12 protein-coding genes and 1 pseudogene are annotated in these 20,826 nt (G+C 69.4%); 5 read left to right on the top strand and 8 right to left on the bottom strand.

Annotated features, from left to right (window positions below):
• Positions 1-453, bottom strand: a pseudogene (locus E4M00_RS17690) (hypothetical protein); the annotation flags it as partial.
• A gap of 136 nt (positions 454-589) precedes the next feature.
• Between E4M00_RS17690 and E4M00_RS17685 the strand changes: the two are divergent.
• Positions 590-1,426 carry a DUF429 domain-containing protein gene (locus E4M00_RS17685; RefSeq protein WP_135121795.1) on the top strand — a complete coding sequence of 279 codons (837 nt, stop codon included), beginning with the start codon at positions 590-592 and terminating at the stop codon, positions 1,424-1,426.
• A gap of 10 nt (positions 1,427-1,436) precedes the next feature.
• Here the strand turns inward: E4M00_RS17685 and E4M00_RS17680 are convergent, their stop codons facing one another.
• Together E4M00_RS17680 and E4M00_RS17675 are read right to left on the bottom strand one after the other, a co-directional pair.
• Complete coding sequence (locus tag E4M00_RS17680; protein ID WP_135121794.1) at positions 1,437-1,931, bottom strand: hypothetical protein; 495 nt, start codon at positions 1,929-1,931, stop codon at positions 1,437-1,439.
• 50 nt (positions 1,932-1,981) lie between these two features.
• Positions 1,982-2,416 (bottom strand): PGPGW domain-containing protein, encoded by a 435-nt coding sequence (locus tag E4M00_RS17675; protein ID WP_135121793.1) that lies wholly within the window; start codon positions 2,414-2,416, stop codon positions 1,982-1,984.
• Between the two features lie 318 nt (positions 2,417-2,734).
• Between E4M00_RS17675 and E4M00_RS17670 the strand changes: the two genes are divergently transcribed.
• On the top strand, positions 2,735-4,954 hold the full coding sequence (locus E4M00_RS17670) for a glycosyl hydrolase 53 family protein (RefSeq protein ID WP_240037280.1): 2,220 nt from the start codon (positions 2,735-2,737) through the stop codon (positions 4,952-4,954).
• Positions 4,955-5,117: 163 nt separating this feature from the next.
• Here E4M00_RS17670 and E4M00_RS17665 read toward each other — a convergent pair whose 3' ends face one another.
• Positions 5,118-9,095 (bottom strand): S8 family serine peptidase, encoded by a 3,978-nt coding sequence (locus tag E4M00_RS17665; protein WP_167756956.1) that lies wholly within the window; start codon positions 9,093-9,095, stop codon positions 5,118-5,120.
• Positions 9,096-9,229: 134 nt separating this feature from the next.
• Here E4M00_RS17665 and E4M00_RS17660 point away from each other — a divergent pair, with 134 nt between their 5' ends.
• Positions 9,230-10,192, top strand: a complete 963-nt coding sequence (locus E4M00_RS17660; protein WP_135121791.1) for a helix-turn-helix domain-containing protein — start codon at positions 9,230-9,232, stop codon at positions 10,190-10,192.
• A 7-nt stretch (positions 10,193-10,199) separates the two neighbouring features.
• Here the strand turns inward: E4M00_RS17660 and E4M00_RS17655 are convergent, their stop codons facing one another.
• From E4M00_RS17655 to E4M00_RS17645, 3 genes are all read right to left on the bottom strand, one after another.
• Complete coding sequence (locus tag E4M00_RS17655) at positions 10,200-10,982, bottom strand: alpha/beta fold hydrolase (RefSeq protein ID WP_135121790.1); 783 nt, start codon at positions 10,980-10,982, stop codon at positions 10,200-10,202.
• 134 nt (positions 10,983-11,116) lie between these two features.
• Positions 11,117-11,560 carry an Hsp20/alpha crystallin family protein gene (locus tag E4M00_RS17650; RefSeq protein ID WP_135121789.1) on the bottom strand — a complete coding sequence of 148 codons (444 nt, stop codon included), beginning with the start codon at positions 11,558-11,560 and terminating at the stop codon, positions 11,117-11,119.
• 137 nt (positions 11,561-11,697) lie between these two features.
• The gene (locus E4M00_RS17645; RefSeq protein WP_204773039.1) at positions 11,698-12,732 is read right to left on the bottom strand and encodes a LacI family DNA-binding transcriptional regulator; all 1,035 of its coding nucleotides are present in this window, start codon (positions 12,730-12,732) and stop codon (positions 11,698-11,700) included.
• A gap of 229 nt (positions 12,733-12,961) precedes the next feature.
• On the opposite strand from E4M00_RS17645, the gene E4M00_RS17640 reads away from it, so the two are divergent.
• Together E4M00_RS17640 and ppk2 are read left to right on the top strand one after the other, a co-directional pair.
• Positions 12,962-18,904, top strand: a complete 5,943-nt coding sequence (locus E4M00_RS17640) for a GH92 family glycosyl hydrolase (RefSeq protein ID WP_240037276.1) — start codon at positions 12,962-12,964, stop codon at positions 18,902-18,904.
• A 411-nt stretch (positions 18,905-19,315) separates the two neighbouring features.
• Positions 19,316-20,134: a polyphosphate kinase 2 gene (gene ppk2 / locus E4M00_RS17635; protein WP_135121788.1), complete on the top strand. Its 819-nt coding sequence runs from the start codon at positions 19,316-19,318 to the stop codon at positions 20,132-20,134.
• Positions 20,135-20,298: 164 nt separating this feature from the next.
• Here the strand turns inward: ppk2 and E4M00_RS17630 are convergent.
• On the bottom strand, positions 20,299-20,826 hold a 528-nt coding region (locus tag E4M00_RS17630; protein WP_135121787.1), incomplete at its 5' end, for an HNH endonuclease signature motif containing protein.

Here is a 20,826-nt window from a genome sequence, read left to right as displayed (position 1 = left end):
CATCGCCGCCGCAGCCACACTGATCGCCCCGGCCGCCAGGGCGGCTTCCACGAACGGGTGCTTGGACGGCATCCGCTCGCCCGTGAACGACTCCCGCCCTGCGGTCGCTTCCCCCACAGCGATCAAAGCCGTCACGTCTCCCACGGATGCACCCGCACTCGCCGCCAGCAACGCAGCCGGCGAGGAGAATCCCTGCACCTTCGCCAACCCCTCGGCACCGAGTTCCGGCCGCGACCGCCGCGCCACCTCGCCGGCGACGAGCACCTGCAACGCCCCCACCGCACGCGCCACCGCCGACAACGCATCAACCACCCGCACGAGCCCGGCATCGCTCATCGACCGCACCGCCGCAGCCGCATCCGCCCCCGGAATCAGCACCGCCGGCAGGGCACCCTTCCACGCCGCACGCAACGCCAGAAAGCTGCTGCGCAGGAGCCGGAAGTGGTTCTTCATGCCTTGATTCTCGCGCGACCCACCGACATTTCCTCGAGTTTTTCTTCGAATGTGGATAACTCGGTGCTGCACATTGTGGGAACACATCAACGAGGCACGACGGCCGAAAAAGCCGACGCTGACATACCCTCGATCCATGCCCCTCTACCTCGGCGTCGACCTCGCCTGGGGCGAGGGCAGCCCGACGCGAGCCGCCAACGAGACGGGCCTTGCAGCCATCGCCGCAGACGGCACCGTCGTCGACGCGGGATGGGCGCGCGGCATCGACGAGGTCGAGCGCTGGCTGGTGCAGACGGCATCCGTCGGCGACGTGATCGCCATCGATGCGCCGCTCGTGGTCTCCAATCCCATGGGAATGCGCGAGTGCGAGCGCGAGGTCGGCCGCCGTTACGGCCGCTGGAAGGTCTCAGCGAATGCCAGCAACCTCGGCCTCGGCTGGCTGGCCGGTGTCTCCCTGCGCCGACGTCTCGAGTCCGCCGGATTCACCCGCATCAGCGGAACGGATGCCGCCCGCGACGACATCGTGCAGTTCTTCGAGTGCTACCCGTACACCGCACTCGTCGGCGCCGCCGAGCTGGGCTACGACGTCGAGCGTCCGCGCTACAAGCGCCCCAACCTCGCGCTTCCGGTGGCGGAGCGCCGGGCGTTCCGGGCGCGCCAGTGCGACGGGCTACTCGAGCGCCTCGCAGCGCTCGCCACCGCCGAGACTCCCCTCGACCTGCGCTCGCACCCTGTCACACGCGACCTCCTGACCACGCCATCGCCGCTGACGGATGCCGCTTACAAGCACCGCGAAGACCTGATCGATGCGACCATCTGCGCCTGGACGGCCTCACTCTGGGCGCACCATCACCTCGATCGCTGCCAGGTGCTCGGCGCCGACTCGGAGCCCGACGCAGAGGGCAGGCTCGCAACCATCGTCGCCCCCGCGCGACCGGAGCAGCGACCCGAGCAGTGGCGGCAGAAGCGCTAGCCGCGGCACCTCAGGAGTCGCGCTTCGCCTGCCGCTTGGCCCCCTGGGCCGCGCTCGACGCATCGCGCTTCACGCCGCCACTCGTCTTCTGGTGCTCGCGCGCGCGGCCCTCGGACCCGATACCGCCGGCGTGCGAGGTCTGGCTCTGCGGACCGGCCCATCTGCCCTCGCGGGCGCGAGCCAGCCGCTCATCCTTGAGAGCCTCGGCCTCCTCGTGGGCGACGCGTGCCAGCTCGGCGCTGATCCGGGAGAGCGCCTCCTCGAAAACGGATGCCCGAAGCCGCGCCTTGTCCGACTTCGGCGCCGCCGCCCCTCGCCCGCCGGCCTCTTCGACCCGGGTCGCGGCATCGCGCCGATAGCGCTTCACATGCTTGTTGCGCGCACGCCGCACTCGTTTGTGCAGGGCGAGCAGGCCATCCTCGTCGAGCTCGGCGAGCCGCTCCGGCTCGAGCTCGCGAATGAGGTCGAGCTCATCGTCTTTGAGAACCCACAGACTGTCTTCCATAGACCTCATAGTGGCACTCGGCTCGAGCGGGCGAAAGGGCGGTCAGCCCGTCAGGCGTCAGCCCTCTTCTGCACCCACACCTCGGGTTCGGGCGATCGGCCGGCCGCGGCATCCTTCGCCGCCCGGCGTCGATCGCGCGCCTGCCTGGCCACGTCGACGCCCTTCTTCACGACGTCGTTCGCCTTCGAGCTGACCGCCTTGGCTCCGTCGAACTCCGTCGACAGGATGCCCAGCCCGCCGAGCACGACGAGCGCACCCGGACCGGGAAGCGGAATCATCACGACACCGAGCGCCACAGTGCCTCCGCCGACGACACCCACGCCGGCGCGGTAGGCCTTGTCGACCGTCGGATTGCGGCGGATCGTCTCGCGGGTTCCGTGTGCAGCACTGCGCGTCGCCCGACCGAGTGCGGCGCCCACGCGGCGAGTCGTGCTCGGCCGTGTCGGCTCAGCACTCTGCGGATCCTGCTGGAAGGTGTGACTCATGGGGCACAGCCTACGAGCGATGGCTGGATTTCGGCCCACAGTGCGGATCTCGTGAGTCCACTCCTCGTAATGCTGTGAGCGCTCCGAGTTAAAAACCTCAGAACATCCCACGATCACCAGATACCCCCCTATTCACGGCACAACCCGTGTGATAGAACTGGGAGCGCACACAGTCACACATGCACAGACACCAACCCATCGCATCCGCTCGCCTCAATTCGTGGCGAACGGATCCACCACCGCAGCGCCGCGGATCCATCCGCCTCTCGACCAGGAGGCGTCCCGCTCGGGCTGTACGACTCGAGAGGAACGTCGCACGTGACAACGTCGAACGCGAGCACACGAACCACCCGGAACCGACGGCGCGTCGGATTGGCGGCACTGGCCGGCGCGATCGCGGCCGTCATCGCCATCCCAGCCGGAGCAGCCGGAGCAGCCACCGCGGCGTCCGCTACCGCATCCGCAGCAGACCCCGACGGCCCCGTCGAGGCCGGCATCTTCGTGAACAAGGTGGAGAACCTCTCCCCCGACTTCGTGAACGGCGTCGACGTGTCGAGCGTCCTCTCCGAGGAGGCCAGCGGGGTCGTCTATCGCGACGCCGAGGGCAACCCGCAGGACATCTTCGAGACCCTCCACGAGAGCGGCGTCAACACCGTGCGCGTCAGGGTCTGGAACGATCCGTACGATGCCGACGGCAACGGCTACGGCGGAGGAACCGTCGACGTCCCGCGCGCCGTCGAGATCGGCGAGCGCGCCACCGCCGCGGGCATGAAGGTGCTCGTCGACTTCCACTACTCCGACTTCTGGGCCGACCCCGGCCGCCAGCTCGCCCCGAAGGCCTGGCAGGGCCTGACACCGGCAGACACGGTTACAGCCCTCCACGACTTCACCGCCGACGCCCTCGAGGCCTTCAAGGCAGCGGACGTCGACGTGAGCATGGTGCAGATCGGCAACGAGACGAACAACGCCATCGCCGGCTACACCCGCGCGGGCACGGCCATCGACCAGCAGTTCGCCGCTCTCCTCCAGGCCGGCGCGACAGCGACACGGGAGACACTCCCCGACGCCCTCGTCGCCGTGCACTTCACCAACCCCGAGACCGCCGGACGCTACGCGACCTACGCCGCGGGCCTGGCGCAGTTCGGCGTCGACTACGACGTCTTCGCCAGCTCCTACTACCCCTACTGGCACGGCACCCCTGCGAACCTCACGTCCGTGCTGAGCCAGATCGCCACGACCTACGGCAAGAAGGTCATGGTGGCCGAGACCTCGTGGGCGTACACCCTCGACGATGGCGACGGATTCGGCAACTCCATCGGAGCGGGCACCATCACCGACGCCTACCCCGCCAGCGTGCAGGGCCAGGCCACCCAACTCCGCGACGTCATCGCAGCGGTCGCCGCCGTGGGCGACGCCGGCATCGGCGTCTTCTACTGGGAGCCCGCGTGGATCCCAGTCGGCCCGCCGAGCGCGCTCGAGACCAACAAGGTGCTCTGGGAGCGCGACGGATCCGGCTGGGCCACCAGCTTCGCCAAGGACTACGACCCCGTGCACGTCGGCGACTTCCACGGCGGATCCTCGTGGGACAACCAGGCCCTCTTCGCCTTCGACGGCACAGCTCTCGAGTCGCTCCGCACCTTCGAGTACGTCCGCACCGGCGCCGCGGCCCCGCGCGAGATCGTGTCCGTCGAGAAGGTCGCCATCTCGGTGACGGATGCCGCCCCCATCGCCCTCCCGGCGACGATCACCGTCACCTACAACGACAGCACCACGGAGCACCCCACCGTCGCGTGGAGCAAGGCCGCGAGCTACATCCGCGGCCCTGGCACGTACTCGATCCCGGGCACGACGTCGACGGGCATCAGCGTCACCGCATCCGTCACCGTGCTCGCGAAGAACGCCGTGAAGAACGGCAGCTTCGAAGACGCCGACACGAGCACCTGGACCTTCACCGGCCCGGCCGCTCGCACGCAGACGGCCGACGGCTCTCACGGCGACTTCGCCGTCACCTTCTGGCACGGCACCGCCTACGCGACCTCGGCGACACAGAAGCTCACCGGCGTTCCGGCCGGCACCTACACGCTGCAGGCCACGACGCAGGGAACGAACTCTCCGGCGACGGATGTGCGCACGCTGTCGGCGACGACGTCGGCGGGCACCTGGAGCGCTCCGCTCGAGTTCACCGCGTGGAACGAGTTCCACACCGCGACGCTGCCGTCAGTCGTCGTCGGCGCCGACGGAGCCGTCACCATCGCCGCGAACTTCTCACTCTCGGCCGGAGCGTGGGGAGTCTTCGACGACGTGCGCCTGGTGAAGGTGGAGCCGGCGAGCACGGTCGACAAGCGTCCGATCAAGGCGCTTCTCGCCTTGGCCGCCACGGTGAAGCCGGCGAAGTTCACGCCGGCCTCCATAGCCGGTCTGAACGAGGCGATCGCCATCGGAACCGTGGTGGTCACGTCACCGAAGGCGACGAAGACCGACGTGATCAAGTCGTCGCTCATCGTGACGGCGGCGTTGCTCAAGCTGAAGCGGGCCTAGCCGCCGCGCTGCGCCATGTCGCGGGGGTCTGCGCCACGTCGTGTGGCGCAAGTCCCCGCGAAATGGCGTGCGGGCCATGCCGGGCCGGGCGCGCTCCACCCGAAGGAGACGCCCGGCCCGGCCGGGTGAGGTTCAGCGCTGAGGGGGATCAGCGCCGAGCACCTCAGCCGCGGTCGCCCCAGCCGTGGTCGTCCCATCCGGGACGCCATCCGCCAGTGCCACCGCCGTCATTGCCGCCACCGGGGTGGCCGCCTCCGTGCCCGTGGTGACCGCCCTTCTTCGCTGCGGCCGCTTCGAAGGCGCGCTCGATCTCCTGGGAGAAGGTGTTGCCCGCGGCATCCGTCGCCGTCACGCGCAGGTCGATCCACGCTCCGGCGTCGGGCACGGCCAGCTTCGCGCTGTAGGCCTTCAGGAACGGACGCTCCTCGGGGTAGTTGATCATCGGTGTCACAGAGGGGGCACCACCGGTTGCGCTTCCCGACGCAGCCGTCGGCTTCAGCGCGACCGCCGTCCACTGTCCGCCCGCGGCACGCATCTCGAGCGTGGCACCGGTGAGTTCGGCCATGCCGTCGGCGCTCTCGATGTGACTGAGCTCGAGGCCGAGGTCGACGGGCCTGCCGGCCGAGCGCTTCGCACCCACGGCGCCCGAGGCGTCGGCGTCGACGTCGTAGAAGGCCTGCATCATCGGCAGGGTCTGCTCCGTGAAGTCGTCGGCCGATCCTCCGTTGCGGAAGGTCCACTCCGTCAGAGTCTTCGTCGATGAGGGAAGGTAGGTTCCGTCGTGCGTCGCCGTGTTGAGGACCCGCCACTCGTGCTCGCCGTCGGGGATGTCGAACACCGTCGCCGACTGCCACGGCGAGGCCGCGACCTGCTGGCCGTCGATCCACACCTCGGTGAGCTGGGAGCGGTCGGGCCGCTGCTCGAACACGTCGAAGGCGCCGGTGTGCTGGGGGCTTCCTCCATCACCCCACGAGGGCACGTTCACCTGCGCGAAGGCCGCGATCCGTTCCGGAGCCCAGTAGCCCGGCCCGACGAAGGGTCGCACGATGGGCGCGAAGTAGCTGGTCGTCGACTTCTGGCTCGGGGCGTAGGCGCGCGTGACGTCGCGCACCTCCCAGGCCGCGGCCATGAGGGCGGCACCCTGGTTCCACGTGACGTCTTCGGTGTTCACCCATTCCGTGCGGGTCAGGCCGCGCTCGGTGCGCAGGTAGAAGCCCGAGCTGTACTCGATGCCCGGACCGTAGTCCCAGCGGAACTCGCCCACGAGGTCCCCGGCGTGGCCGTGATACGTGGTCGTGGTCTTGGCGAGCTTGGTCGGCCTGTAATGCAGCGTGCTGGGGATGGATCCATCGACGAACCGCGAGATGTCGTAGATCTCATCCGCTGCCGGGACGCCGACGCCGGTGAGCGTGACTGGCTTCGGCTTCTTTCCTTGGGACGCGGCCGCCGGGAGCGACGCGAGGAGCGCCCGGCCCTCCACGCCACTGATCGAGGCGACCGGGATCGCGACCGCGGTGACGTAGTCGTCGGCTCCGACCCACTCGCTGAGCTCGCCGTCCGCATCGTTCACGACAATGAGCATGGTGGCACGGGCGGCGAGGGCGTTGGCGGCCCGCTCGGTCGGTGAGACGGCGTCCGAGCGCGTCGCGATGGCCACCTTGCCCTTCACGTTCACGGCCGCGAACTCGGCGGTGCTGCCGGTGCCCACGTCGACGGCATCCGCCCGCAGTCTGCCATCGAAGAACGTGGAGCCCGCCTGCACTGTGACGTCGAGCTTGTGCTTGCCCGCGGCGAGGGTGAGCAGCGGATCCTGCAGACGCCAGCGGCTGGTGAACGAGAAGCTGTCAGCGTTCGGCGCCGTCATCGGCTGGGCGTAGAAGCCGTCGTTGAGCAGGGCTCCGTAGTAGGTGCCGGTGAAGCCGTCGATGCGGTAGTCGAGACGGCTGAACACGGGGTCGACGCCCCTGTCGCCGACATCGACGGTGACCGGCTTGGTCGTCCTGGCGTCGAACGCGACGGTGGCATCCGCGTCCAGCACCAGGTCGGGGTCGCCGACCAGGGCGGTCACGACGGAGTCGCTCGAGCGCGGCGCGTCCATGAACGTCATCACGCCGTACCGTCCGGCCGGCATCCGCATCGTCACCTCACCGGCCACGCCGAAGGGGTAGTACTCGCCGGTGCCGGCCTCGTACATGATTCCGTAGGTGTCGAGCGGTTCGCCGTCGAAGCCGGTGGCCTCGACGGTGAGGTTGTAGCGCTCCAGCTCGGCGATGGTGCCGAGTGCCGTGCGCGTGACCTCGGTGCCGTCGACGCTGGCGACCAGTGCCCCGGAGAGCTGTGTTCCCGCCGGCACCTTCGTGGGATCGACGGTCATCGTGACCGTGCGCGATTCGCCGGCCGGGATGGCGAGGCTGTCGGAGTCGAGGGTGAGCACGCCGTCGACCGCGCCCTCGAGGGAGGCGGCGAGGTCGAGCACGACCTCGGCGTCGCCGCTGTTCGCGAAGTCGACGGTGCGCAGCACGGGCTCGGCCGTCTCGCCCCATTCGAGCATCCCGAAGTCTCCTGAGCCCGATGCGATGACGGTCGCGTCGACCGCTGCCGCAACATCCACGACGCCGGTGCCGGCCTGATACGAGCTCAGCCCCACATCGGTCGTCGTGCTCACGAGGGCGGCACGCAACTGGTCGGCGGTGTACTCGGGGTGGCGCTGCTTCACGATGGCGGCGGCGCCGGCGACGTGTGGTGTGGCCATCGAGGTTCCGCTCATGGTGATGTAGGAGCCCTCGCCCGGGCTGTCGGCCGACCGCGCGGCCGTGACGGAGCTGCCCGGGCCGGCGAGCTCCGGCTTCAGGGCGCCGCTCAGGGCGAGCGGGCCCTGACTGGAGTAGTTCGCCAACTCGCCGCTCGGGTCTTCGACCGAGCCGACGGTGAGGGCGCGCGCGGCGGATCCCGGGGACCCGATGCTCTCGGGTGCGCCGCTGTTGCCGGCCGCGACCACGAAGAGTGCGCCGGTCTCCTCCGAGATGGTGTTGAGGGCCTCGGCCATCACGTCGAGGCCATCGGATGCCTGAGACGAACCCAGGCTCATCGACACGATGTCGGCGTTCTCACCCGCCCACTGCATCGCCTCGATGATCCAGGAGTCCTGGCCCGAGCCGTCGGCGCCGAGCACCTTGCCCACGAGGAGTTCGGCGCCGTCGGCGACGCCGCGATTGACACCGCCGCTCGCCGCGCCGGTGCCTGCGATGGTGGATGCCACGTGCGTGCCGTGGCCGTGCGTGTCGGTGGTGGCGTCTTCGCCGGGAACGAAGCTCATCGAGCCGGGAAGCACCCGACCCGCGATGTCGGGGTGGGTGTCGTCGATGCCCGTGTCGAGCACGGCGACGGTCACTCCGGTGCCCGTGTAACCCTCGGCCCACGCTGCGGGGGCGCCGATGTAGGGCACGCTCGAGTCGAGCGTCGCCTCGACCTTGCCGTCGAGCTGGATCGACGCGATGCCGCCGCCCAGTGCGGGCTCGGCGCTGAAGGTGCTCGGCCCTGCGCTTCCGGTGAGGGCGGACCAGGCGTCTGCGGCCGTCGCGTGATCGGCCGTGGCCGCCGCGCCGCCGACGCTCTCGAGCGGGGTGCCGATCTCGACGCCCGGAACCGGAGCCGTCATCAGGGCGGGGCCGTCGGCATCCGTGAACTCCACGATCACGGGCGTCGCCGACACTGAGGCGTCGTCGTAGCCGAACTCGATCAGCTGGGTGACGTTGAAGAGGTCGGGGTCGAGCGACCCGGCGGCCAGGTACGGCAGTGCCGAGGCGGGCAGCACGTGCAGCTCGCCGTCGAGTTCGACCGACTGCACCGGAGAGCCGGCCACGGCGGTCTCGATCTCGACCGCGTGGGTGCCGTCGCCGAGATCCGTCACGGTCACGCGATCGCCCGTGATGAGGGTGACCGCGTGCGTGCCGCCAGCGGTTCGGGCCGCAAGCGCGGATGCAGCCGTGCCGGCGGACGATGATGGGTCGCCGGCGTTCGGGCCGGCCGCGGCCGGCAGGGAGGTCAGTCCGACGCCGGCGATGCCGATAGCGACGCCTCCGATCGCGGCGGCGATGGCGCGCCGGCGATGACGCCAGAACGGGGGATTGCTGTTCGTCACTGACAGGCCTCTCGAACGTCGTGGGTGGTGGCTAAGAAGCAACCTCTCACGGCGCATTCGCTATCCTGTTGGCGGAGAGATGCCATGGCTTCCATCCGCCAGCCACGCACCATCACCACGAGTCGGAGGGCGCAGTGCTCGAGGCGATCGGCTTGGACGACGAGCACACGGCCGTCTACAGGCTCGTACTCGCGACCCCGTCGGCGACCATCGACGGCATCGCCTCGGCCGCCGGCCTCAGGTCATCGCGGGCACGAGGCATCCTCGACGACCTCGAGCAACTCGGGCTCATCGCACGGCAGGCATCGGCGCCCGACCGCATCGTCGCCTCTCCCCCGTCGATAGCGCTGCGGCCGATGCTGCTCGAGCGAGAGCGCGGGCTGTCGCAGGCGCACGAGGCCCTCGTTCACCTGAGCGAGTTGTACCGCCACGGCGCCGCCCAGCGCTCCGCCCCCGACGTCGTCGACGTCGTGCTCGGGGCGGATGCCGTTCGCCAGCGCTTCGCTCAGCTCCAGGCGGCCGCCACAGAACGCGTCGGCACCTTCGTGCTGAACGAGATCGCCTTCCTCACCGCCGACGAGAACCCGGAGGAGGACCTCGCTCTCGCCCGCGGCGTGCGTTATCGCGTCCTGGTCGAGTCGCCGGTGATCGAACGCCCGGGCTTCCTGGAAGCCGCGCGCGCCGCATCTGTCCTGGGCGCCGCCGTCCGTGTACTGCCCGAGCTGCCCACCCGCCTCATCATCGTCGACGACGCCATCGCCCTGCTCCCCATGAAGTCCCACGGCGAGCAGCGGGCATCCGGCGCCCTGCTGGTGCACCCGAGCGGCCTGCTCGACCTGGTGGCCGCGAGCTTCGACGAATTCTGGGCGGCCGGCACCGCCTTCCCGTCCGATCTGGAGAGCCCGAGCGGCCTCTCTGCGCTCGATCGCGACCTGATCAAGCTGCTGCTTCTCGGACTGACGGATGCCGCGGCCGGCAGCCAGCTCGGGATCTCGGTGCGCACGGTGCAGCGTCGGGTCTCCGAGCTCATGGAGACTGCCGGAGTGTCCACCCGCATTCAGCTGGGCGCGGAGGCCGTGCGGCGCGACTGGGTGTGACCCGGGCTCAGGGCGTCCCGAGCCGCTTCGCGATCTCGCGGGCCGTGCCGGCCGGATCCGCGCTGTGGTCGTGCGACTCCGGCACGACGACCAGTTCGGCATCCGGAATCGCCTCCACCAGCAGGTCGGCTGCCCGCACGAGGATCGGGAACGTCGGCTCGCCCCGGAGGATCGTGACCGGCTGACTCACCGAGGTCATCGCATCCGTCGGCGTCGACACGGCCGCGGTCAGGATGGCGTCGTAGACGGTCGACTGCGCCAGCGGAACGAGCGTCGCGAACATCGGGCTCGCCTTGATCTGCTCGATCATGGCGTCGGGCAGACCGATCCCCTCGCGCTGGAAGAGCGTCACGGCGTCTTCGGGCCTGCCGTCGATCACCAGCGTCTGGAGCCGGTCTGGCAGGTCGTCGGCCGGCTCGCCCTCACCGAAGTGGAACGGCGGCTCCGACAGGAACAGGTGCGTGATGGGAACGCCCTCGCCGGCCGCGAACAGGGCGAGCACCGCACCGGAGGAATGACCGAGAACGGATGCCTCACCCCCGACGGCCGCGATCACCGCCGCGAGATCCTGGGCCTCGCGCTCGGGCGTGTACGGAGTGGTGTCGCCGCTGTCACCCCGGGCACGACGGTCGAGGGTCACACCCTGATACCCCGCCGATGCGAGGGCCGCGGCGAGCGGACCGGCGGCCTCCGCGGTGGAGAACGCGCCGCCGACGATCACCACAGGCGGCCCCTCCCCGGTCGTGTGGAACGCGATCGGTGTGCCATCCGCTGACGTTGCGTGCTGCATGCCCACCATCAGACCACCACCCGCCGACACGGGCAAGGGGCTGATCGCCTCGGAGCGGCATCCGGCCCCTCAACACGAGCGAAGGTCCGCACCCTGTTCAGGGCGCGGACCTTCGGTCGCCAGGAGGCGACGCCTCAGCTCGCGGTGGCCGAAGCCGTCACCTCGTGTCCTGAAGCTGCGATGTTCGACTGCACAGCCACCTTGCGCGGCTTCGCCCGCTCGGACACCGGGATGATGACGCTCAGCACACCGTTGTCGTAGTGGGCGCTGATGTTCGTCGTGTCGATGCCGTCGCCGATGGTGAGCTGGCGGAGGAACGAACCGGCCGGTCGCTCGTGCGCGAGCCACTGCACGTCATCGCCGGTGCCCAGCGTGCGCTCGGCGCGCACCGTGAGCAGCTGCCCGTCGACGTCGACGTCGATCGACTCGGGGTCGACGCCGGGCAGGTCGGCAGAGAGGACGTAGTGGTCGCCATCGCGGTGCAGGTCGATCGGCATCAGCCGCGGTCCTTGTCGCGAGTCCAACATGCTCGCTGCGAGGCGGTCGAGGTCACGGAACGGGTCCCAGGTCATAGCCATGATGTGCTCCTCTCGGAAGAGTTCGACAGTGAATTCGTAGTTGAGCCTCATCGACTCAACTAAGAAAAATGTTAGCACTCGGCCTGTGAGAGTGCCAAAGCGCCGATGGCTGTGAAACCGGTGAAAATCTGACCGCCTCAGCACGCGCTGAACGGTCCCGCGATCTCCCCTGAGCCGCGCTCGATCAGACGCGTCTCGAGCTGGATGTGCTGGGTCGGGCGGTCGTCGCCCGAGACCCGGCGCAGGAGCAGCTCTGCGGCGAGCTGGCCCATCGCGGCCGGGTTCTGTGCGATCACGGTGATGCCCGGGTCCAGCACGTCGCCGAGCTCGAAGTCGTCGAAGCCGAGGAACGCCGGGAGCGGACGGATGCCGCGCGCCTTGAGATGGCGCAGCAGCAGGACGCTCCACCGGTTGTTGCCCGCGAAGATGGCCGTGGGCGGGTCGTCGAGGTCGAGCACGGCGTCGATCACGGCACCGTTCGCCTCGTCGTGCGGAACCGCCATCACGACGAGCTCGTCGTCGGACTCGACACCGGCGGCACTCAGGGCGTCGCGGTAGCCCGCCAGACGTTCGGTCGCGGTGTACACCGAAGCCGCATCCCCGAAGAACGCGATACGGCGATGGCCGTGGGCAATGAGGTGGGCCGCGCCCCGGGCGGCGCCTCCCCGATTCTCGGCGAGCACCGTATCGGCACGGATGCCGGGAACCGGCCGGTCGACGAAGACCATCGAGCAGCCGGCATCGAGCTCGGCCTGCAGGAACGCCGGATCGGTGCCGCGGGCCGGAGCGATGATGAGGCCGTCGGCCCCGCGCGACGAGAAGGACTCGATGATGCGCCGGGAGCGCGCGGCGTCCTCGGCCGATGAGGCCGAGAGCAGCAGGTAGTCCTGCGAGAGAGCCACGTCTTCGACCGCGCGGGTGAGCACGGAGTAGAACGGGTCGGCCACGTCCTCGAGCACGAGCCCGATGGTGGCCGTGGTGCCCTGGCGCAGCTGGCGTGCGAACTCGTTGCGGCGGAAGCCGAGCTGCTCGATCGCGGCCTGCACCGTCTCGAGGGTCTCGGCGCTCACGTAGCCGACGCCGTTCACCACCCGCGACACTGTCTTCAGGCTCACGCCCGACGCGGCGGCGACGTCGCTCATGGTCGCTCGGGCGCGGGGTGTCGACGTCATCCCGTCAGGATAGCGGGCGTGGCGGGCCGTAGGACAGCGCTGTCATATGAAATCCCTCCATCCTGCGCATCCGTGAGTCGGATGCAGCCCGGAGCCGCCGACAATCGCCGCGTCTTGTCCCCCAAAACGATAGGACAACGTTGACATACCCGACGAATCCTCGCTAGGTTTTCGCAGGGATGCCTCTCGTGCATCCGATCCCAGCCATTTCAGTGTCGAAAGGCCCCGCATGCCGGAGCGCACCACCCGCAGCACAACCGCCGCGATCACCAGCACCACTCCCACGAACCGGCGCTCGATGCCGGCTCTCCTCCGCCGCATCACCGCGCCCCTCCTGGCCGGAGCCCTCGTGGCCGCGGCCATCCCGCTGGCGGTGGCGTCCCCCGCCGCCGCGGCGACGGCGACCGCGACGCCGGCAGCGGCGCTCGAAGGCGGCGACTGGTCGACATCGTTCGAGCCGGGCGAGGTGGTCGCGCCGTACGCCAACCGCGTCGAGCTGGCTCCGGCACCCGAGGGTGAGGACGGCGCCCCGCTGCAGCAGAACGTGCACGGCACCAGCGGGGGCAGCGTGCTCCCGAACGTGACCACCGTCACGGCGAGCGGCGAGAACGCTCCCGGCGAGGCAGCGGTCTGGGCGGCCGACGGCGACCCGAACACGAAGTGGCTCGTGTTCTCGGCGACGGGATGGCTGCAGTACCGCCTCTCCGCCGCGGCGAGCGCTGTAACCTACACGCTCACCTCGGGTGGCGACGCCCCTGAGCGCGATCCCAAGAACTGGGTGCTCAAGGGCTCGAGCGACGGAACCACCTGGGCCACCCTCGACACCCAGACCGACCAGACCTGGGCCGACGCCGACCGCAAGGTGAAGAAGTCGTACACGGTCGCGACACCGGCGGCGTACAGCTACTACAGGCTCGACGGCATCGTGAACCACTCGGGCGGGATCATCCAGCTCGCCGACTGGGATCTCGTCACGGCCGTGGACCCGAACGCCCCGGCAGCACCCATCACCACCTCGATCGGCACCGGGCCGAGCGCCGGCTACAACATGAAGGCCCGCGTCGGCTGGACCGGAACGCACTCGCTGCGCTTCGGCGGCGAGCACAGCGGCGACGGAGCTGCATCCGTCACCAACCGTCTCTTCGACGTCGAGGTCCCCGTCGGCGAGCGCAGCCGCCTGTCGTACATGATCTTCCCCGACCTCACGGCGAACGACCTGCAGTACCCGTCGACGTACTCGGCCGTGAACCTGCGCTTCAGCGACGGCACCGAACTGAGCGAGCTCTCGCCGACGGATGTCTACGGCATCGACGCGACAGCGCTCGGCCAGGGCGCCGGCAAGGTGCTCTACCCGAACCAGTGGAACCAGGTCGAGATCGACCTCGGCACCGTGGCCGCCGGCAAGACCATCACCGCCGTGCAGTTCTCCTACGACAACCCGGGTGGAGCGGAGGCGTCGGCCTTCGGCGGCTACGTCGACGACATCGCGATCGTGGCCGAGCCCGCCACCATCGACGACTCGAGCCTGACGCACTTCGTCGACACCCGACGCGGCACCAACTCGTCGAGCGCCTTCTCGCGCGGCTCGAACGAGGCGATCACCTCGATGCCGAACGGCTTCAACTTCCTTGTGCCCGTCACGAACGCCGGCGCGACCTCGCGCGAGTACTCGTGGCAGCAGGACAACACCGACGCCAACCGCACCCGTTTCGAGGGCCTCGGCATCTCGCACGAGCCGAGCCCGTGGATGGGCGACCGCAACCTGTTCTCGGTCATGCCCGTCGCCGGTGCCGATGCGCCGAACGGCAACTGGCACACCCGCGCGGCGACCTTCAGCCACGACACCGAGACGGCCCAGCCCGACTACTACGGGGTCGAGCTCGACAACGGCGTCACCGCCGAGATGACGCCCACCGATCACGCCGCGCTCATGAAGTTCACCTTCACCGGAGCCGCGAACAGCGTCGTCCTCGACGCCCCGGACAACGACGGCAGCTTCACCATCGCCGCCGACGGCTCCGTCACGGGCTGGATCGAGAACGGCGCTGCCGGCAACACGGGCCGCACCCGTATGTTCGTCTCCGGACGCTTCGACGCCACGCCCACGACGACGGGAACCGCATCCGGCGGCCGCGCGCTCACGAAGTACGCGACCTTCGACACCTCGGGCGACAAGTCGGTCGAGCTGCGCTTCGCGACCTCGCTGCTCAGCCTCGGCCAGGCCACGAAGAACCTCACCCTGGAGGTGGGCGCCGACAGCTTCGACGGCATCCGCGAGTCTGCTCGGTCCGCCTGGAACGACCGCCTCGGCGTCATCGCGGTGGAGGGCGCATCCGAGACCGAGCAGCGCACTCTGTACAGCAACCTGTACCGGCTGAACCTGTACCCCAACTCGCAGTTCGAGAACACCGGAACGGCGGATGCTCCCGTCTACAAGTACGCGAGCCCCGTGTCGGCGCAGGTCGGCGCGAGCACGGCCACCGAGACCGGTGCCAAGGTCGTCGACGGCACGATGTATGTCAACAACGGCTTCTGGGACACCTATCGCACCACCTGGCCCGCCTACTCGATGCTCTACCCCGAGCTCGCCGGCGACCTGGTCGACGGCTTCACCCAGCAGTACCGCGACGGCGGCTGGATCGCCCGCTGGTCATCGCCCGGATACGCGAACATCATGACGGGCACCAGCTCGGATGTCGCCTTCGCCGACGCGTACCTGCGCGGCGTCGAGCTTCCCGATGCCCTCGCGACCTACGACGCCGCGGTCAAGAACGCCACGACGCCGTCGAGCAACGACAGCGTCGGTCGCAAGAGCCTCGCCACGTCGACCTTCCTCGGCTTCACGCCGGCCTCGCAGGGCGAGAGCGTGTCGTGGGGAACGGAGGGCTACATCAACGACTTCGGCATCGGCAACATGGCCGCCGCCCTCGCCGATGACCCGAACACCCCCGCCGACCGCGTGGAGCAGCTCCGCGAGGACAGCGAGTACTACCTCGACCGGGCGACCGGCTACGTGAACCTGTTCGACCCGGCGATCGACTTCTTCCAGGCACGCAACGCCGACGGAAGCTTCGCCACTCCGGCCGACCAGTACAACCCGAAGTCGTGGTGGGGTCCGTACACGGAGACGAACGGCTGGAACTTCGCGTTCCACGCCCCGCAGGACCCGCAGGGCCTCGCCAATCTCTACGGCGGCGACCAGGGCCTGGAGGACAAGCTCGACGAGTTCTTCGCCACCCCCGAGACCTCGACGGGCACCATCCACGAGGAGGTCGAGGCCCGCGACGGCCGCTACGGCCAGTGGGGCGTGAGCAACCAGGTCAGCCACCACATCCCGTTCATGTACAACGGGGCCGGAGCCCCCGCCAAGGCGCAGGCCATCGTGCGTGAGGCACTGAAGCGCTCCTACGCCGGCGGTGCCATCGGCCAGGGTTACGCGGGCGACGAGGACAACGGCGAGATGAGCGCCTGGTACATCTTCAACGCGCTCGGCTTCTACCCGATGCAGACCGGATCCACCCAGCTCGTGCTCGGCTCACCGCTGTTCACGAAGGCCACGGTGAACCTGGCCGGGGGCAAGCAGCTCGTCATCAACGCCCCCGAGAACAGCACGGAGAACGTCTACGTGCAGTCGGTGCGGGTGAACGGCGAGGAGCACTCCTCCACGTCGATCGACTCCCGCATCCTCAGCGACGGCGCGACGCTCGACTTCACCATGGGGTCCGAGCCGAGCGCCTGGGGCACCGGAGACGACGACGGCCTGCCCTCGCTCACCACCGGAACCGACGTGGCCAAGCCCCTCGTCGATGCCACCGACCCGTCGCTCGCGACGGTCACGAGCCGCGGCGGCGAGAACGTCTCCGCCCTCGTCGACAACACCTCGCGGTCGCAGGTGACGTTCGCCGACGCGACCCCTGCCGTCACCGTCGCCTACAAGGGCGCCAAGCAGAAGCCCACCTTCTACACGATCACGGCGGGTTCGACTCCGGATGCCGACCCATCGGCGTGGACGCTCGAGGGAAGCAACGACGGCACCACGTGGACCGAGGTCGACTCCCGCGCGGATCGCGGCTTCGCGAACCGCTCGCAGACGGTGCCGTTCAAGATCGCGCACCCCGCGGCCTTCCAGCAGTTCCGCCTGTCGGTGACCGGCGGAGACACCGCGATCTCCCTCTCGGAGTTCGAGTTGCTGACCGACGGCAGCGGGGCCGAGGCGAACACACTCACCTTCAGCCCGAGCGATGGCCTCACGGCCACGTCGAGCATGGCGAGCGACTTCGCCCTGGGCATCATGTCGGGCGGTGTGCCGGAGGGCTATGCGGCATCCGTCGACTGGGGTGACGGCACCGACCCCGAGGCCGCGACCATCGGGGAAGCCCAGCTGGGCAACAACCCGGTCTCGGCGAACCACACCTATGTAGAGCCCGGCGTCTACCAGGCGAAGGTCACGGCGACCGACGGGGTGTCGAGCTTCGCGGGAACCGTTCCGATCACCGTCGACTACGTCGAGCCCGGTGGACTGCGCGCGGCCTTCGACAGCGTCTGCATCGCGGATGACGGCGTGGGCGGCAACTGCGACGCGAAGGGCATCTCGTTCCCGCGCCAGGGCCTGGCCGACGGCGGACTCACCGCCGGGGTCGAGCACGACGTGCCGGGAACCGACCTGACCTTCACGATGCCCGTGGTTCCGGTCGGCGCTCCCGACAACGCGACGGGTGCCGGTCAGACCATCGCGCTCGACCTGGGCGAGGGAGCCACCAAGCTCTCGTTCATCGGAGCGGCGACGGAGAAGAACCAGGACACGACGGCCACGGTGAACTTCACCGAGGGCGACCCGATCGAGATTCCGCTGCAGTTCTCCGACTGGACGAAGGGCGGCAACGCGAACGCCACGGCGCCCTTCGGCAACATCGAGGTCGTGAAGTCGGCGTACCGGCTCGTGGGCGCATCGCCCTCGAACACAGCGTCGTACTTCTTCTCGACGGTTCCCTACGAGATCCCCGAGGGCCGGACCGTCGCGAGCATCACGATGCCGGTTCAGCCGGGTGAGCCCGGAGTCACCGGTCGCGTGCACGTCTTCGCGATCGCCTCCAACGGCGCCCAGCCCGACCTCGACTTCGAGGCCACAGTCGGCGACGACGTCACCGGCACCGCCGGAGAGGCTCTCGAGGCCACCCTGGCGAGCATCACCCAGGCGGATGCCGCAGCTGACGCGCCGATCGTGCGCGTTCAGTGGGGCGACGGCACCGTTACCGAGAACGCGGAGGTCACGGCATCCGACGACGGACTCACCGTCACCGGCGGCCACACCTACGCGGCAGCGGGCAGCTACACGGTCTCGGTGACGGTGGCGAGCGGAGCACGCACGACGCACCTGACGCTCACCGCTGAGATCGCCGCGGCCCCGGTCTACACGACCACCCTGAAGGCGGATCCCGCCGACGACGTGCTCGCGGGCACCGAGATCGCCGTGACGGGCGACGGCTTCAAGGCCGGCGAGTCCGTGACGGTGTCGCTCGCAACGGCGACGCCGGTGACGGCCACGGTCGAGGCCGACTCCGACGGAACCATCACCACCACGGTGACTGTGCCGACGGATGCCGCCCCCGGCACCTACGCGCTCGTCGCCACGGGAGCCGACTCACGGATGCCCGCAACGGCGACGGTGACCGTGGTGCCCGAGGAGACCACTCCGGTCTACACACCGCAGGTGCACTCGGACGCGACCTCGGGTCGCCCCGGCGACAAGGTCACGGTAACAGGTGAGGGCTTCGCCCCCGGCGAGAAGATCACCGTCGAGGTGCACTCCGACCCCGTGGTCGTGGGCACCGCCGAGGCGACCGCCCGCGGAGCGTTCTCGGTCACCTTCGAGGTGCCCGAGGTTCCGGTCGGCGACCACGAGGTGGTCGTGACGGGAGACACTTCGGACGTCCCGGTGTCGTTCGCCTTCGAGGTGCTCGCGCCGCAGGTTCCGGGTGACGGCAGCACAGGCACCGACGGGCCGAAGAACCCGTCGGTCGTGGCGGAGTCCTCGCTCAGCAGCACCGGCGTGAACGGAACCCTGCTGGCCACGGCCGGCTGGGTGGCCGGGCTGCTCGTGCTCCTCGGTGCGGTGCTGGTGTTCGTACGCCGTCGCCGTTCCTCGGGAAGCAGCAGCGAGACGGAGGCCTAGGAGCAGCGGGCGCCGGAGCTCAGTGCTGCGGCGCCCTCAGCCGCCCTCCGCCGCCCTCTGCCGCCCTCCGCCTCGCGGAACGAGCCGGCGTCGACTTCGGGTGTCGGCGCCGGCTCTTCGCTGCGCCCGGCGCTGCACCGAACGGGCGCCTTGCGCCATTTCGCGGGCGTGCGCGCCAGTTGATGTGGCGCAAGCCCCCACGAAATGGCGCACGGTCGGCTGCGACCCCGGCCCAACCGCCCCGAAACAGTAGTGCCCCCATCCACCCCCGGCAAGGCCCTCACCCCGTCGTCGAAACAGGAGTTTGCTGTACCCACGCGTCGGCACGTCCTCCGCGCAGACCGGCCACCACACAGACCGCCGGACCCGCCCCCAGCGCACGCACGTCGCACGCACGTCACGAGGAGCCCGATGTCGCACAAGAAGCACTCGAAGCAGAAGCACAGCCGCGTCGACATGAAGGCCTACGAGAAGGAGCTGACCCGGCTGCAGATCGAACTGGTCGCGATGCAGCAATGGGTCACGGCATCCGACGCCCGCATTCTGGTGATCTTCGAAGGACGCGACGCCGCCGGCAAGGGTGGTGCCATCAAGCGCGTGATGCAGTACCTCAATCCGCGGTCGGCGCGCGTGGTTGCGCTGCCGCAGCCGAGCGAGCGCGAGAAGGGGCAGTGGTACTTCCAGCGCTACATCGAGCGGCTGCCCACCAAGGGCGAGATCGTGCTGATGGATCGCTCCTGGTACAACCGCGCCGGCGTCGAGCGGGTCATGGGCTACTGCACCGACGAGGAGTACGAGCGCTTCCTGGCGCAGGTTCCGACGGTCGAACGGATGCTGGTCGAAGACGGCATCATCCTGTTGAAGTACTGGTACTCGGTCTCGGACACCGAGCAGGAGAAGAGGTTCCGCTCGCGCCTCAACGACCCGATGCGCCGCTGGAAGCTCTCGGACACCGACCTGCTGTCGATCACCAAGTGGGAGGACTACTCCCACGCCAAGGACGCCATGTTCGACGTCACCGACATCGAGCACGCCCCGTGGTGGTCGATCGACAGCGACGACAAGCGCGCCGCCCGCCTCAACACCATCAACCACCTGCTGAGCCAGATCCCCTACGACACCATCGACCCCGACGAGGTGCACTTCCCCGAGCGCCCCGTCGCCGCCGGAACCGTGCGGCCACCCATTGAGAAGCACAAGTTCGTGCCCGATCACGCGGCGACGCTGTAGGGCCAGCAGTTCCCAGGTTCCGCTCGCAGAGGGCCGAGCGCAGCGACCGCCTGACGCGCCTTCAGGGTGTCGCCGCTCAGGGCGCTTCGACCGCGGACTTCGTCCGGGCCTCAGCGAGCGGCTGCGGGGGTGGCAGCGGGCGGGGCGTTGGCGTCGGGCAGGCGCTACGCCGCCCGCTCACCCTCAGCACCCACGACACCTGCAGCTTCCGCAGCACCCGCTGCTCCTGCAGGACCCGCGTCGTTCTCTTCCGCGCGCGGGACTACCGGCCGCAGAAGTATGCGCCGCAGGTTGTTGCCGGGTCGCGGTCGTTGGGCTGGGTCGACGTGGGCGGGTGGGGTGAACCAGGTGCGGTTATCGATCACGTCGATGACCCACCCTTCGCGGTGCAGCAGGTGGTGGTGGTAGGAGCAGAGCAGTACCCCGTTTGCCAGATCGGTTCGGCCGTGGTGGCGTTCCCACCAGCGGATGTGGTGCGCGTCGCAGAACTGCGGTGGGCGGGTGCAGCCGGGGAACGCGCATCCGCCGTCCCGCTCGGCCAACGCGAGTTTCTGTGACCTCGAGAACAATCGTTGCGACCTGCCCAGGTCCAGAGGCACCGAGTCGCCACCCAGCACGAGGGGGATGATGCCCGCGGATGCGGCCAGGCATCGTGCCGTGGCCGCTGAGATCGGCTGGGCGATGCCGTCGAT

Origin of the sequence: Orlajensenia leifsoniae (assembly GCF_004570845.1) — a bacterium.
Taxonomy (GTDB): domain Bacteria; phylum Actinomycetota; class Actinomycetes; order Actinomycetales; family Microbacteriaceae; genus Orlajensenia; species Orlajensenia leifsoniae.
This window is presented reverse-complemented; position numbering and strand designations above follow the sequence as displayed.

What these genes read in the sequence shown, in the direction of transcription:
- E4M00_RS17685 (WP_135121795.1), top strand. Translation starts at nt 590, where the DNA reads ATGCCCCTCTACCTCGGCGTCGACCTCGCCTGGGGCGAGGGCAGCCCG.
- E4M00_RS17680 (WP_135121794.1), bottom strand. Translation starts at nt 1,931, where the DNA reads ATGGAAGACAGTCTGTGGGTTCTCAAAGACGATGAGCTCGACCTCATT.
- E4M00_RS17675 (WP_135121793.1), bottom strand. Translation starts at nt 2,416, where the DNA reads ATGAGTCACACCTTCCAGCAGGATCCGCAGAGTGCTGAGCCGACACGG.
- E4M00_RS17655 (WP_135121790.1), bottom strand. Translation starts at nt 10,982, where the DNA reads ATGCAGCACGCAACGTCAGCGGATGGCACACCGATCGCGTTCCACACG.
- E4M00_RS17650 (WP_135121789.1), bottom strand. Translation starts at nt 11,560, where the DNA reads ATGGCTATGACCTGGGACCCGTTCCGTGACCTCGACCGCCTCGCAGCG.
- E4M00_RS17645 (WP_204773039.1), bottom strand. Translation starts at nt 12,732, where the DNA reads ATGACGTCGACACCCCGCGCCCGAGCGACCATGAGCGACGTCGCCGCC.
- E4M00_RS17640 (WP_240037276.1), top strand. Translation starts at nt 12,962, where the DNA reads ATGCCGGAGCGCACCACCCGCAGCACAACCGCCGCGATCACCAGCACC.
- ppk2 (WP_135121788.1), top strand. Translation starts at nt 19,316, where the DNA reads ATGTCGCACAAGAAGCACTCGAAGCAGAAGCACAGCCGCGTCGACATG.